The sequence below is a fragment of the Elusimicrobiota bacterium genome (genome assembly GCA_028718185.1).
Lineage (GTDB): Bacteria > Elusimicrobiota > UBA8919 > UBA8919 > UBA8919 > JAQUMH01.
In genome coordinates, this window is sequence record JAQUMH010000004.1 from 43,645 (window position 1) to 61,176 (window position 17,532).

At 38.3% G+C, this 17,532-nt stretch carries 5 protein-coding genes; all 5 read right to left on the minus strand.

The annotated features are described in order from the left end of the window. Nucleotides 1-24: 24 nt before the first annotated feature. Nucleotides 25-1,278 carry a neutral/alkaline non-lysosomal ceramidase N-terminal domain-containing protein gene (locus PHE88_06910; GenBank protein MDD5687545.1) on the minus strand — a complete coding sequence of 418 codons (1,254 nt, stop codon included), beginning with the start codon at nucleotides 1,276-1,278 and terminating at the stop codon, nucleotides 25-27. Then, entirely contained in the window at nucleotides 1,279-2,535 is a 1,257-nt protein-coding gene (locus PHE88_06915; protein MDD5687546.1) for a DegT/DnrJ/EryC1/StrS family aminotransferase, read from the minus strand. It lies immediately after the preceding gene. A gap of 342 nt (nucleotides 2,536-2,877) precedes the next feature. Continuing rightward, nucleotides 2,878-11,226: a carbohydrate-binding protein gene (locus PHE88_06920; GenBank protein MDD5687547.1), complete on the minus strand. Its 8,349-nt coding sequence runs from the start codon at nucleotides 11,224-11,226 to the stop codon at nucleotides 2,878-2,880. Nucleotides 11,227-11,382: 156 nt separating this feature from the next. After that, nucleotides 11,383-12,381, minus strand: coding sequence for a PorV/PorQ family protein (locus PHE88_06925; protein ID MDD5687548.1), 999 nt, complete (start codon nucleotides 12,379-12,381; stop codon nucleotides 11,383-11,385). A 1,226-nt stretch (nucleotides 12,382-13,607) separates the two neighbouring features. After that, the gene (locus tag PHE88_06930; GenBank protein MDD5687549.1) at nucleotides 13,608-17,438 is read right to left on the minus strand and encodes a PKD domain-containing protein; all 3,831 of its coding nucleotides are present in this window, start codon (nucleotides 17,436-17,438) and stop codon (nucleotides 13,608-13,610) included. Nucleotides 17,439-17,532: the final 94 nt, after the last annotated feature.

The window sequence follows — 17,532 nt, forward strand, 5'->3', positions numbered from 1 at the left end:
CTATTAATTTTCCTTAGTAGTAATCTATTGTTTTAGTATCATATCCTTCACTTCTTTAACGAGCACATCTCCGACATCATTTCTGAATTTAAAAAATCCCGCCATATATGGAACCATGCTTGATGCATAATTCTTTTTTTCAAAATCTTTTTTATCCGGTATATAACCTATATAATCATTTGAATAGCAAACCACAAATATGTTTTTTAACCCGGATATTTTTTTTATTCTCATACCAAATTCTGTGAATAATTCACAGGGCAGAATAACAAACGATGCGTATTCTCCTAACTTCAATAATTGTATTTCCGTAGATAATGTATTCCTGGGGTTTTTGCTTAATTCATTCAATATATCTTTTTTCCAATCCCCAAAAAATCTTTTCCATTCTTTGGTTTTGCAATCTCTTGCAGAAAAATATTTTATTTCATCATCTACTTCTGATTCAGTAGGTATAACTAAAGGCAAATTAATGATTTTAGATTTAACTGAAATTTTATTAATGTTTTTTGTTTTTGTATTTGCAATAACTTTCAACACTTCATCTGCGGTTCTGTCTCCATATAATTTTGCCGAATCAAATGTGGGTCGTAGATAAATAGGGTCAATGTCACCGCAGAATCCCTGTAAAAATATAGCAATAGATTTATTGCCAGTCTCTGTCTCTATTTTCTTTGATGCATAGCCAGGATAATCTGCTGATATTGAAAAATTCCTTTCTCTTAACACTACTGCATGGCAATTATAATTATAAAAAACAGCAGCTGGCTCTCCTTTTTTATCTTCAACTTTCATTACCATTATCTCGTCATCTACTTTGCCGTTATCTACCACTCGGTTATAATTTATTTTTAATTTTCCTTTACCAAATCCTATGGTTACCGGTTTCGTCTTTTTACTTGATTCTATTCCTACTTCAATAATTTTACGGATTAATTCTTTTATATATCCCTTGTCTATCTTCCCCCATCCTCTTAAATATATCGTCGCCGGTCCCGAATGTGTATGAGTAGCTGAAATAATTATATTCTCTTCCTTAAGACCTTCTATTTTAGCGGATAATTCTTTTTTACAATCTACAACGATTCCTCTATTTAAACCTACTAAGTCACATATTATCCATAATACTTTAGTTTTATTATCATCAAAAAATATTGCTTTCGCATACAAATCATCATGTACATCTTTAGCTGTTCTTCTAAGATATGGACCATAACCTGACAATTCTACTCCTAATGGAGGAGTTATTTTTATTATCGAGATACCCGTTTTAATCATTTATTTTATGTTTGTAACCTTTTTCAATTCATCTAAATTCTCTTTTATCTTTACAATAGCATCAATAATTCTTTGTATTTCAGTTCGAGGCATAAGTAATGCAGGGTGCCATAACGTCATCTGTTGATTGGCACAAAAATTTTCCGCTACCGGCAAATAGATTTTTTCATAATCCGGTAATTTACCTAATACCCGGGAAGGCAAAACTTTCTCAATTTGTGATTTGCGAAAAGCATCATTTTTATACAGTGGTACTCCATATCCTGCACCAAAATACACTCCTTCAGCATCCAAAGCTTTTAAAAATATATCCCTATGGACACCCGCAAATTGCCTGCTGTCATATTTAACAATAAAAGAGTAATACCCGCGTTTTGTAATTCTTTTATCTCTAGGTAACGGGTCTACACCACCAATCTTTTGCAATTCCTTGGCAAGAAACTCACCCATTTGGTATTTATAATTTGTTTGCTGGGGTAGCCGTCTAAATTGAGAAAGTAAAATTCCCGCCTGGAATTCTGACAAGCGATAATTTGAAGAAAGAATATAATGAATATACCCGGGTTTACCTATCACCCTGCCAATATTATGGACAAGAGATGCTTTTTCATATAAATCTTTGTTGTTAGTTAAAACTATCCCACCGTCACCACAGGCTAATGATTTACTCCCTTGAAATGAAAATGAACTAAAATCACCATAGGAACCCACCTGCCTACCTTTCCACTCAGTTCCATGTGCATGTGCACAATCTTGAATCAGTAACAATTTATGTTTTCGTACAATAGGAATTATTTTATCTAAATCAACAGGATAACCGCCATAGTTTACAACAATCACCGCTTTGGTACGTTTAGTTATTGATGCTTCAAGTGCTTTTGGACTTATTTGCAATGTTTCCGGATCAGAATCTACAAAAATAGGTATCGCCCCTACATCACTTATTGCACTTGCTGAAGCAATAAAAGTTACTGCCGGAACAAGTACTTCATCTCCAATTCTAACACCTCCGGCTCTAAGCGACAATTCAAGTGAAACTGTTCCATTTGCAACTGCAACAGCATGTTTCGTACCAATCCATTTTGCATATATTCTCTCAAATTTCTCTGCCCAGGAATTAGGATAAAGTCTGCACCAGTTTCCCCTTCTTAAGACATCTAAAACCATCTTTTCATCACTTTTATCTGCGATTGGCCATCGCGGAATTTTCAACTCACTTGCTGCTTTTTTTCCTCCAAGAATCGCTAACTTTGACATTATAAATTACCCTCCTTATTATGAGCTTGATTTCAATGAATTTTATATCAAGTTCTATTATACTTTTTTCTAAAAATATTACAATAAATTTTACTTTTTTTACAGATATTAAACAGAAGGTGCTGAAACGAACAGCACCTTCTGTTTTTATAACTTGATGTATAGGAATTTCAATGTTATCACGCCGAGGGCGTGAAACTACAATTTAATTATAGTTTTGTAGTTGTCGCCAGACCCTTGGCAAGTCTAACTTGTTCAAGTATGTCTTAGCGTCATTGGGTCTTAGTGTTTTGTCTTAAAACTCTATGACCCTACGACCCTACGAACTCTATGACGCTTTTCTTATTTGATTAATCCTATCTTCCCGCTTTTCTTGCTACCGGCAGCGTCTTCTATCTGGTATATGTATATTCCTCTGCCTACCTTGTCACCATCACTATCCTTGCCATCCCATTCTATCCAACCCAAATTACCAAAATCTATTTCTTTAAGTTCCCGGACTAATTCACCTGTCACATTATACAATTTCATATTGCTGTTCATTGGTAAATTGATTATCTTCAATTTGCCAAGGACCGCTGTCGCCGGATTATACGGGTTAGGGTAGATTTTCACGTTACTCATATCAGCAGATACATAACTACCCAATATACGGTATGTTGAGAAATGTTTGACTGTCGCTGTTATTGTATTATTTACTTTGTCTACTGTCTGGACTCCTGAAACCAAATCCCAGTCTGTCCCTGTCCAGTAATAGATTCTAAGTCCATCCTCATTTAATGTTCCTATATCTGCTGCTGTATATGGTATTGTTATGTTTACTGCTCTTGTAAATACCTGATTTTGTAATACCGGCGCATTATTATTAAATGTTAACTCTCCAAAATCATAACATATCGGATTCACTGTGTTAACATATTTCATTGAGTTTTGGACTGCCGGAGCTGCACTTGTCTTTATTGATGCAAGATACTTGTTTGCAGACAGGACACCTGTGGGTATCAGTATCTTTAAACCGTTGGAGCCTCGTATTGACCCGCCCTGATAACCAACTAATTTAGCAATATACATATCATTGAAACTTATCACTACTGGTGCTGTTACATCACCGGTCAGTTCAATTGTATTTATATCACTACGGAATGGGATTGCGACTTCCTTCTCTCCTGCATCTGCTGTAATTAGTGTCGAATCTGTTGTATCAAGGACACTACTTTTGCTGTTCTTGGTTGTAAGCGTTAATGTTCCTGTGTAATCGGTCGCAATACTGTTCTCATCTACATTATATACCTGAACCTTGAACTTCAAACTCGCAGCTGCTGATGCACCTACCTTTGTTGTTGTTGTCCCGTCATCGTAATAATAGGTATATATTCTGTGCTTTAAGTTATATGTCTTGAAACTGTATTGTGCTGATGTAGCAAGATTATTAGATGAGTCACGGCTGTAGACCTTATAATAGTAGGTTTTGCCTTTCTGTAACCCGCTAATGGGAACACTGTGTAGTCTTGTAGATGTCGGATCTAACGTGGTTATGGTGCCCATCGCCGTTGTAGTTCCGTACGCAACCTGTGAATCTGAATTTTCATCAGTTGTCCATTTTATTACTGCACTGTTTAGCGTTACACCGGCTACTACGTTGCTTATCACAGGTGGATTAGGATCATTAGATGTTGTTGTAAAACTATAATCTCCGGTTGTTGTTGGGTTACCATTCATATCTACGGACACCATCCGGTAATGATATAATGTGTTCTGAGTAAGCCCACTTAGTGTAACACTGTGTGAATATACTCCATCGGCATCTGTTACCGGAGTTGCACTGCCATAACCAGTAGTTAATCCATACTCTACTTTACTGTTCGCAGGTTCATTTGTTGTCCATGTTATAACTACTCCACTGCCAGTTACATTCGTTGGTGTTACGACACTTACTGATGGCGGTGTTGTATCTGTAGTTAAACTTATTAACTTGATGTAGTCAAAATTACCTACATCTGTACTACCGGCGTCCATTACTAATTTCATTATCTGGTTACCCGCAGTAAGCGTTATTGATTCTGCGACTGTTACATCTGTAAATGCCTGCCATTCAACAGTATTAGGTACACTTACTGATGGAGTTACAAGATTTGTTGCATTGTGCGGACCAAATTCAATATGGAACGGGGTTGCACCTGAAATTCCACAACCGGCTCTTGCTATTACTTTGTAGTCACCACCTTGATTTACATTTATACTGTATTCTAACCACTCGCCAGGTTGAACGTACCCGATATCGTAGCCACCGTTACCAATGATGACATTCTCTACATCTACACCTTCAGTTGTCCTGTATGCTCCACCCCTGTTTGTAGCATCCATATCATGATATGCTAAACCCTCACCACTACCACCAGTTGTTATCCAATCATAATTTTCTGCTTCTATCGTTGACGTTCCTGTTATTATAGCCCATGGATTTCCACTGTTTCCATATGACTGTTGAGTTGAAACACTTGTTACCGTGTAAGCTGCACTATTTATTGAACTGTCAGTCATTGCAGTTTTAAACGCACGCGCTCTGACTGTTGCACTTGCAGTTAATGTAAACGGTGCTGAATATAATGTTGATGATGATGTCGGGTCTGTTCCGTTTGTTGTATATCTTATCTCTGCCCCGCTGGTTGCACAGCCCAATGTTACTGTAACATAGCTTGCATATGACCCTGTTCCAGGAGTAATTGTCGGTGTTTCTACTGTATTAGGTGTCTCAGCACTTACCCTTACTAACTTTATGTAATCAAAATTGCCTGTATCTGTACTACCGGCGTCCATTACTAATTTCATTATCTGATTACCTGAAGGAAGCGTTACTGAGTCAGCGACTGTTACGTCTGTAAATGCCTGCCAATCAACAGTATTGGGTATACTTACTGACGGTGTTACAAGAGAACCAATTTCAATGTGGAACGGACTTGCGTTTGATACCCCACAACCTGCGCTTGCTATTATTTTATAGTTGCCGCCTTGATTCACATTTATACTGTATTCTAACCACTCGCCAGGTTGTACCCACCCTACATCATAACCATTACTGGCGCTAGCGACTATCTCTACATCCACATTCTCGGTTGTCCTGTATGTGTTTGCGTGGTCTTGTTGACCGACTGTTGTATCGTGATATGCTTCGCCTTCACCTATACCGGTTGTTAACATATCATAATTTTCTGCCTCTATAGTTGTCGTTCCTGCTCCTATTGACCATGCAACTCCGCTTGGATATGCTTGCTGTGTTGAAACGCCTGTTATTGTATATGCCACGCTATTTACTGAACTATCTGTCATTGCTGCTTTGAATGCACGCGCTTTTACTGTCGCACTAGCAGTTAATGCAAACGGTGCAGAATATAGTGTTGATGATGATGTTGGATCTGTTCCATTTGTCGTGTATCTTATTTCTGCCCCACTGGTTGCGCAGCCTAATGTTACTGTGACAGAACCTGTAAATGTTCCTGCTCCCGGGCTAATTGTAGGTGTCGCTACTATATTAGGATCTTCTGCACTTAACTTTATTAATTTGATGCAATCAAAATTACCTACATCAGTAGTGCCGGAATCCAGGACTAACTTCATTATCTGGTTGCCTGCAGTAAGCGTCACCGATTCTGCAACAGTTACTTCTGTATAAGTCACCCAATCACCGGTATTAGGTACACTTACTAATGGTGTTGCAGTACTTGTTGCTCCATGCGGACCGAATTCGATATGGAAAGTACTTGCATTTGTTATTCCACTACCCGCGACTGCTATTACCTTGTAGTTGCCACCCTGATTTACATTAATACTATATTCTAACCATTCACCAGGATGTGCCCAACCTACATCATAACCATTACTTGCACCAGGGATTGCTTCTATATCTACACCTTCTGTTGTTCTGTATGCATTACCCTTATTAGCAGTATCAATATCGTGGTATGTCTCACCCTCACCTACACCACTTGTTAACATATCGTAATTTTCTGCTTCTATAGTTGTCGTTCCTGCTCCTATTGTCCATGCTACGCCATTAGGATATGCCTGTTGCGTTGATGGAGGAACGCTACCTCCGGTTATTGTTACTATTTGAGATGCAGACATCGCTGTAGTATTACCGCTACTATTATCTGTTGCTTTCGCTGTTATACTGTAACTTCCTGCAGGAACATTATTCCATATGTACTCATATGGCGAACTACTATCTGTTCCAAGCCAGTTACCACCATTGTAAAAATCTACTTGCTTTATGCCGTCGCTGCTGGATGCATTTACATCTATCGTTAAAGTAGCAGGTGCATTACTACCATTTATAACACCAATTGTGCTTATGCTTACAACCGGCGGAACATGAACGGCTGTATCAAGTATCCTCAGTGCTATATCCCCACTATAACTTGGAGCATTCAGTGTCTTGTTACCTCCGGGGTGACTCGCAATTGTTTCTGTCTTAACTACTAACAATTGATTATCTGCTGTCATACTTTTTGTATCAATCCATTCTGCTTTATAATCGCCTGCCAGTAAATTAACCGTAACAGAAGTCGGACCTGTTAAATAAAAAGCATACTGTTTATTAGTGCTATCACCAACCAGTCCCCAAGCATTTATACCTCTTGAAACGTCACGAGTCATTTTTATAAAATTAACAGAATGAATAAAATCTCTCAAAATATGATAGCACTTACGTAATGCCGGATTCCCTGACCCGATGGATTGTGTCCCGCATGCAGTCGGAGGAATTAAATTCCACGAACCATCTGCTTTAGTTGTGGTAAATGATAAGTCAAGGTAGTTATATAACGCTCCGCCATAGATAATCCAGCGCCATCCTGTACGGCGATACCAGGCATCATCTTGCTTGTGATATGTTATTTCATCATTTGCTATGGGTTTAGGATAACCGTTATATGCGCTAACACGAACATCACTAGGATCTTCGCTATAGAAATCCCAGGAAAGAATATCCACATTCGCAAGCGGTGTATCACTGCCATTATTATCACCGACAGCGTTTTGAGAAATAAGATGCTTTTTAGGTGTGTCTGCCGCTACTATTTTAGAAATGATGTCATTATCAAATGTAACTGACATAACTTGATTGGTTTCAGTTCCATTATAGTTAGGCTCAATACTCGGCTGATAAATGACATTGTCATATGTATTCAATTCCTGAACTATCTTCGTTACCATTGCTTCCTGATATGGTCTCAAACCGTCATTACCGTTAATATCCCAAACACTATTTAAACCACTGGTAGTCCATGATGCTGTATTACCTACACCATTAATATTATTACTTGCTTTAAATGGAGAACGAATCCACATGACTTGACCAGGATTGTCATTAGTATTCCAATAAGGAGTGAAAAATGTAACTTCTACTACTATACCTCTATCACCAGCCATCTTAACGAAACCCTTGAGGCGGGCGAAATAGTTATCGTCCCACTTGGTCAGGTCAAACTTATTGCTTGGATGTTTGGGTGAAACTGCTGACGGAGTATCATCATAAAAACCGGGAGTTGTACTTCTTGCAAAAGGACAGCTAAGTTTGTCGCTTTTTGGACCAAGCGTATTTTCATCAATAATCCACCATGGTGGATTACACATTGTATATGACGGCTCTACATAGACACCGGTAAATATACGGGTATAATTAAGCCCATTAGCCTGGAGTGTGTCTAAATATGTTGTAGTGTTAAAATCAAGATTCAGTACTGCACCATAATGTTCATTAGAACCAATCAGGACTGTCGGCTGACCTTTATATAGAAAGTAACGCGGATTATCAGGATGAAGTTTTATCGGTACGGCTGATGATACGCTATCTTTTTTCTCTGCTGTCCGCTGTACCACACCCAAATCACGGTATGATGATTCTATCACTTTACTCATTACCGGGTATGTTTTATCGTTATAAAGTCCCATTGTGAAATGTGCCGGGACTGCACTCATATACTTAGTTACATTAACAGCGTCATTTCCTGCAATATAGTTTCTTCCAAACCCAAATACTGTTAAATCTGACTTAACCACATCATGAAGAATAGGCCAGTAAGATTCCGGTTGAGAATCATCTTCACTATGTGCAAAGAAAATTGAACGGTTAAGCGAACCATCTTTAAAGTACGCCCACTCAGGAGTTATGTCGCCTGCCCATATACCTGTGGCTGAAAGCGGTGTTTCTACACCATTTGCTCCACCAGGACGGACACAGGCATCTGTACTCGGGTCTAATGTGCCGCCAGGTGTTCCTTCATATAAAAACCAATAGTTGTGACCGACAGATGTTAGTGTCATCTTTGCGTACTCAGGATATATTTCCCAATAACATTCCCAACCACCGCCTACTACTGAATGAATTTTCGCTTTAATAGGACCTGAACTAACTAAATCAGTTGTACCGTTAGTTGCATTAGGATGAAAACCGGGTAGTGCATCACCGTGAATCATATTAGGTATCCCGCGATATATATCACCTTCATTGCCGGCTGTTGGCGCACTATGATAGTTTATCCAGTCGTTGCCGGCACTATCTACAAGACTTGAAAATCCTGCGCCTGCTTTCTGGTAATAATATGTCCCCTGGTCTGTCACTATTTTATAACAGTCCTTGCCTTCATCCGTTGAGTTTGTTAGTGCTACATGTGCTGTTACTGAAGGAACTGTTAAATTTGTACCTGTGTTAAAATATATATGATAATATCTTGTAGCATTCGCTACTGTCGTATTGTCCATAATAAACACAAGTGTCCCAGCCGCATTTGTAGTTGCGTTATATGTGCTTGACTGGTCAAACTGGAACGGAACTGATGCATTGACTACCGTACCATCTCCAAGAACTTCTACTACACGGATAGAACCTGGGTCGAATGCTCCACTTCCTCCCAATCCGGTTATTAATGTCGTGAAATTTATATCTTTTTCTACGGGTTTATTTTTCCTTTCATATGCGCCTGCCTGGATATCCAACCCTACGCGATAATTCCAGCTATCATTCCACCAATTACCTACGGTTGAACCTCCGGTTACGGTTATACTAACAAGATTGGATACTCCTATGTTCCCAAGATTATCAGTTGATTTTACTGAAATAACATAACTTCCTGCGGCAACATTTGACCATGTGTAGTTATATGGAGAACTAGTATCTTCTCCTAACTTAGTAGAACCATTATAAAATTCTACTTTACTTATTGTTCCATCACTGTCTGTTGCCGTTGCATTGATTGTTATATTCGCAGGTGAATCAAATGATGCATTATTACTTGGAGCTGTTATACTCGCGGTTGGTATTCCTTGAGTTGTATATTTAACTAATAGTACCGGTCCGGGCCAGTTTACTTCAAGTGCATGATGCTGTGTATTGCAACTCATATAAAAGTCATTTGTGCCGGTGTGTAATAAATTTGGATTAAAATCATATGTATTAAATGCGGGGGCTACCACTGCGCCAATCGGTCCTGCTAATTGACCTCCGGCATCCACTATCCTCACGTTATTAATACCAAATTCACGGATACTGGCTGCAGCACAAGGAACAAGGCTTTCCTGTCCTGCACCACACCAGGTTGCTATCATAAGTTTTGCACCTGTCGCATTGGTTAATTGTTCATTTATAGTATAAGAACATGTCCTTGGATTAGATGTAAAACTAGCAGCACAAAAACCCGGTGGAACATTATTTGAAGCATATAGTTTTACAGAATAGCTGGTTCTGGAAAAGGTAAGATTATCTACAGCATCTGTTATATAACACATACCATCATTACCTACTATACGAGCTACTACCTTCATTGGCTGATCCTGGTCAGGTATCCAGCGAGTATCCCATGTTGCCGAATAGGGACTGGTAGTATCAGTGCCTATATGTTTATCAAGTACTCCGTCTTTATATGTATGATGCCAGTTTTGAAAACGGCCATCGCCTTCCCAGTTAAAGTCTTTATACCAGCCAATAAAATCTACTTGTCTTATTCCACCTGTATATGTAGGCACATTGGCTGTGAAAGTCTGACTATCTCCTAATGCACTCCCTGAAGTCGGTGATGTGATGCTGCCTGTTGGATGAGTTTTGGAACTGCTATAATATACTCGAATTGTAACTGAATATACCCAGAAAAATGGCATACCGCCACCTTGTGAACCGGCAGTAAAAGAAATATTATTGTTACCTGCAATTAGCGAGCCTGCTCCACTTAACGGAACAACTGTTGGTACTGTATTATATAATGTCCTGAAGTAATAACTCCCGCTTGTTGGTGTTGTAGGCAGCGGTAAAGGTTTCCAGTCGTTATCGCTTGTGCTATTTACACGGAACTTCTGGTCTTGTGTGCCATCATGACCACCCCAATATGATATATATACTTCTGCTTTTGTTGCTCCGGTAGTATCTACTGAATTCACTGTCGCAGTAACTGCCGAATTTCCCCCACAACTTGTTAAAGTACAGCCTCCATATCCTGCGCATGGATCTGATGAAGTAGTGTCGTGAGCAGTGTACGGATTTCCACAAATAGCTGTACCGCCATACCAACCTGTGGATACTCGCGTAAAATCTTTGTAAATATTGTCTGTTCCGGGATAAAAATCTGCCCAACTTTTAGTTACAATGCCACTCGCAAATATTAACGCCGCTAAAAACATACACCATCTAATAATCTTACCCATACCTTTTCCTCCCGTTTTGCCATATATTTTATTAAAATTTTGTTTTATTTTCATATTTTAATCTTTTTGACATCGGGCTATCTTTATTTACATCTTACCATTTATTCTTTAATTTTTCAATCTTTTTTGACCTCGGACATTGGACATCGGACTGCTTTATTCTTTTCCGCCCCCAAACCTTATACCTAGCGATACTCTGTGCGTGTCGCCTAAATCTTTTGTCGGAACAAACGCATAATCAAGATTAAATGTTGAACTCTCTCCACCCATCTTAAACCCGCCGCCTAATGTATAACTCTCCTCATGATAACCTATCTTGTAGCCTGCACGAATTGCTATCATCTCTGCTACTATTAACTCCATTCCGATGTTCTCTTTTGTTATCGCACTGTCTAATCCATAATTAACGTCGGCAGCTATTGTTAAATTATTCTCACCTTCAAATGCTGATAGCTTCTTGCCTAACCCAGCTTTTATATTTCCGGGTAAACTATCACTTCCTACCTTACCACCTATGTTCTGAACTGCCAGTCCTAATTGTATTCCGCCTTTATTGGGAACATATTCTACACCTAAATCTAACCCAAATCCGGATGCAGTATCACTGTCTATCTTCTCACTTACCATCTTTAAACTGCCACCTACATTTATTGTTTCATCTACCTGCTTGCCGTAACTTATCGCACCACCCATATCATTTGCACTATAACTGCCTACGCTGCCTACCGCATCATATGCGCCATTGGCATCTTCTAATGTCTTGTCCATACTGCCATAATTAAGGTACATTACCTGTAACCCTATTGTTGAACTTTCGTTTATTGGGTGTCCTATAGCCAGATATTCGTAATTTATTCCTTCAAAATATGATAAATGCATAAATGATAACTCGGTTGCGCTGACTGAACCTAATCCTGCCGGATTCCAATATACGCTATTGACATCTTCAGCTACTGCTACCTGTGCACCACCCATAGCTTCCTGTTTCGCACCTATGCCTACTTTCAAAAACTGCATAGCAGAACTACTAATGTTAGCTTCTAAATTGCCTGTACATATAGTACCTACTACCATTACTGCAAATATCACAGTGCTAAGCACTTTGCGCATATTTTCCCCCTTATAGTTTTTAATTTCGCTTATTGTTATTTTCATAAAGCTCTCCAATTTAGTACTGTTCTTGTGTTCTCGGTTTATTATCCCGATTTTTATTTATAACTTAATATGTAATCGGGATTGTTTTATTGGTCTCCGGTAGGGGACTCAATAAAACAAAAAAGAAGTATATTAGAAAACTAGTTAATAATTAGTTGATTAAGTTTTTAACCTAATTCGCTAATTCACTAATTTACTAATCCACTTCTTTTGTTTTCGGTAACCTTGTTAGCTTGATAGTTAGATCTTTGTAATTTCTACTTTATTTCTATTTATTACAAGATCTATTTTAATTATTTGTCGTTTATCGGCAACCTGTTGGCTTTCACTATCTTAGCCCTTGGTTTTGCGAACTCATCCTGATTTCTCAGGAGTAGCCTTTTCGGAGTTTTACTTTATTTTATCTTTGCCTCCTTTCGATTATTTATCTTATTTACTATTTCTTAAGGTTTTTATTATTTAAATATTCTTTTTAATTTGTATCTTCTAATAGTAGTATAACGTATAGTTACAAAAATGTCAATATCCATAATTGCCGTTATCTTATCTATAATTGCTAAAGAACATTAATTAGCTATAATTACTTTTTACGTGTAAAACTAAATCTTATTTAAAAACTCTCCGTTGGTTGATGCTCACATCTTGCTAACATATAATCACTTCTTGTGCTTCACTATATATATAACACACTATTGATTTTCTGTCAAGGTCTTTTTTTTATGATAAATTGTCGCAATAAATATCATTATTTTTTTAATTATTTTTCATTTCTCGTCGGATTATCAAATGTGTTGTTATCGGCAATTGTTATATCTTTATCTATTATTGTTATATATTAATTTTAACAATATGCTATAAAAACTAAATAATGCTCGGTAATATAAACGGTGCCACTTTTTACTACTATACTTTTATCTAATATTAGGGTTTCTAAAAAAACGATATTGCTTAAAAATTAAATATTATTTTAATGTATAGGAATTTCAATGTTTGTAGTTGCACGCCCTTGGCGTGCCTAACTTAAAACAAAAGGTGCTAAAATCAACTTAGCACCTTAAATATTTATTATTTATTCGAGTAACCTTTCAACCACATTAGACTTTGAACATTGACATCAGACTTCGGACGCCTTTATTTTACTTCTCAAACTTAATATTAGTCTCAATCTTTTTTCAAATTAACTAAGTCTCTAATCAACTAATTAACTGGCACCATAAGATGGTGCGCTACTTCTCTATCGCAATTTTTACTTTCTTTATTCCTGTGGTACCTTCTATATATATTATATATACTCCACTTGCTACTAACTTGCCACCATTATTCTTGCCATCCCATACAACATTACCACTATTACCACTTTCTACTAACTCCCTTGCTAACTCGCCGCCTAGTGTATATATTTTTACCGGTGCTCCTGCTGTTAATCCTTCTATCGTCATTCCTTGAACATGTTTCGCAGGATTATACGGACTAGGATATATATTCACATTACTTAAATCTTTTGCTGACAATACTGATTCCAATAACGCAAACATACTTAAATGACTACTTCTTCCCACGACCTTGTTATCACTAGGATAAACTGTCGTAGGCAATGCTTCCCACTGCTGGTTATTCTCATCATAGTAACCTACTACAAATTTGTTCTCATCATAGCCAACTATCTCACTTTCATCATAATTTATTGTGATAGTTATTTCTTTTAATGGTTGGAGATTCTTGTCATTTAAGATATCTACTCCATAGCCTACTACTTTTGTTGATGTTATATCACTTATCGGCGCATTTATCGCTGTTAGTGTTAAATTCACTGTCGTAGAAAATGCTTCTTTGGGTACAAGAACACTTATCTCACTATCCACACTGCTATTCTCACTTATTGGTGTTACTGCCATTCCACTGCTTATCTGTATCTGCGGACTAACTATTCTTGTCACACTTAACGGTTTGCCAATAAAATTTTGTTCTTCCTTGTCACTGTGCAAACCTATATATTCCATCTTATTCGGCCAGAACCGCCAATTGCTATTTACAGGTTCTACACTGTAATTACCAATTCCTAAATCTGCAAACTCATAATAGCCATCTTCTCCAGTGGTATAACTACCATTTATATTATCTGCCATCGGTTCAATGGCGGACACTCTATTTAACTTCATTGCCACTTCGCTTATCCCACTTTTGCTCTTGTATACTTGCAGATTACCTTTAATACTATATAATGTCGCAGCTGGTACATATGTTATTGTTATTGTCGTCACCATTATATTATCTGATGTGTCCGTCACTCTCGCATATACTATGTTTAACCCACTCGTCAATATTATACTTTTACTCCATGGAGATAATGTTCCGGCTACCGCTTCGTACTTTATTTCTCCCGTTCCTACTTCTAAATTTTTCAATCCTACGTTGTCGAATGCTGTACCACTTACAGTTAATAATGATGTCGTTACTGTTGAGTTATCTTCAGGTGAAGTGATCTTTATTACTGGTAATATATTATCAGGTTCGGCTATCGTAAAAATACTATCAGATATATCTGTAGGGTTACCGTCAATTTCCTGAACTCTTATTCGACAGGTTGTGCTTGGAGTGTTTGGAATAGTTACAAGCTGACTGCCATCATTAGCAGTATTAAGGACTAATGATGTCCATGTAGTCCCGCTATTTGTTGATATATCTATATTAATATTTCCTACTGTTCCTGCATTTGTCCATTTTACTGTCTGGTTGCTATTTGTCGGCCATGTTTCATTACCATTTGGTGATGTTACGGTTATACCCGGTGTTTCTGAACCTCCACTGCAAAATAGTGCGCTAGACGGAATATCCTGCCACGACAGACCGGGTCCTTCCCACCTGACATTGAGTCCGTCAGGTCCGGAACGTTCTGTTAAAATTACTCTAATAAAATGTTTACCAGCTTTGAGACCCACATTGCCAGATGCTTCTAAAAAGACGTTATAGTTGCCGCCACATACCGCAGGTATCTTAGTAGTTCGTGAAACAACTAACGTAGAGCCGATGTAGAGCTGACTCGCCTCTTTCGAGACTATAGAAAATGAGTATCCGCCATCAACCGGAATATCGATATAACCGGTGAAAACCAAGCCATAATTGTCAGCCCTTCTGTTCGGAATAGAAACTGTAAATTGGGAAATTATTCCGGTTCGAACAGACGTCATTGCATCAAAATTAGGTATATTATCCCATATTCCTTCATAATATTTATAGTCCAGACCCTGAGTTAATCCAGTAGGATTTTCAGGATTTCTAAAAGAATTTACAACCATGACAGTCCTGGATGTCCAGACGATTTTTCCGCTATTATCGGTAACCTTCAACAACACCCGGTATTTTCCCGTATTGTCCCAGAGCGTTCCTGTTGTATCGGAATAGGAATGAGTCACGACTTTTCCGCTTCCGCTTGTCCCATCTCCGAAAAACCATTCATAAGAAGAAATGGTTCCATCGGGATCATGAGAACCGGATGCATCAAACGTTACCTGCTGAAGAGGAACGATTGCGGAAGGCGAAAAAGTAAATGAGGCACGCGGTATACTATCACTTACCACAAACTGGATATTATTCACCGTGCCTTGCGTCGTGAGTGGGATATCCTGATTAGATGCAGCGATTTTATTGGCAATCTCGACATTCTCAAAAACAAGTGTATCGATAGATGCGGCTCTTACTGTAGATGGTACCATTGTCATTTTTTCAATTGCCCAGATGTTCTTATAACGGATATTGCTCCAATTCGTATACGGACTGTCAATTATCAGCAAATTATACCAGCTCTCGAGCCGGATATTCTCAAAAAGATATCCCGTATTGGTCCCGCTTCCGCCGGACTGCCAGTTACAGAGAAGTGAAAAAGGTACAGTGCATGAACCTAATCCCATGTGAATAACATCGCAGTTTCTCATGACAAAGTTACTGGAATTGGTGACTTCAGTACTCCAGCCGACCCTGACTATATTAGAAATACTTGTTGACAGGACACAATTTGTGATAGTGACATCTTTAATACTATTAGAAATAGCGCCAGGAGAACCTACTATATCGTTTTGTTCTATCGCGATGATATCGTCTGCGGCTCTGATAAAACAGTCATTGATAACGATATTGTTTGCATTCCTCTTGATATGTATCCCGTCTACGTTGGCGTTAACTTGGCATGCCCCGACTTCTGTGACATTGTCAAATGTAATGTTACTTGAATTATCCCCTATTATTACATGATATGTCCTGCTTTGGGTGACTATATGAATACCTTCAACGGTAACAGACTGAGCGTTGTACATGGTAATAGCCCGAACGTTGGGTTGCGGTGCGTCGATACCTTCGGTATTCACGTCATTATGAATAATTGTTCCTCGCCCAAGGATTTTCACATTCTGTGCATTAAAAATATTTATACTTCCTTTGACCACAGCTCCTCCATGAAGATACAAGGTCGTTCCGCTTGTCAAATCAATATTCTCCTCATAGTATCCGGGACCGTAATAACGCACCCCGGAATCGCCCTGCTTGGGCTGATTTACTTCGGGCTTACTTGCAAAGACAAAAAGCATATCGTCGGAAACAACACCGCCTGAAGAAGGATTAGAATATTTTCCCGGTTTAACTATTGCAAGCTTGGCGGGGTTTGACAAGGAAAATGTTATTGTATTTCCGCTGACAGTTGGCCTGATACATTGTATCCATGGCTGCACTTCAACTCCCTGCGACCAGTAATCAGGTGTAGAAGCGGTGATCTTGATTTCAACGGTTCCTTCAAAGTCAAAAGACAAAGAGTAGTATTTATCCCAAGCCTTGAATATTTGTGCCGGCTGTCCATTAATAGTTGCAGTAAAATAAGTGGTTTGCACCTGGGAAGGAAGCGGATAAATAGTCACCGTTGAAAAGACGTTTGAGATAAGCATCAATACAAGCAGAGAAGTACAACAAAGTCCTAACAATAATCCATTTTTTGAATGAAGTTTTGTAGCCACAACATAATATATGGTGACTATGACGACTAATAAAAACCACTTGCTGGTTTTATTCATAATATTATTTATTTATTTATACCTGTCTATGGTAAGCAACTACAAAACTGGATTTTTGACCAAGGACTACGGACTTCGGACGCTTTTATTTTAC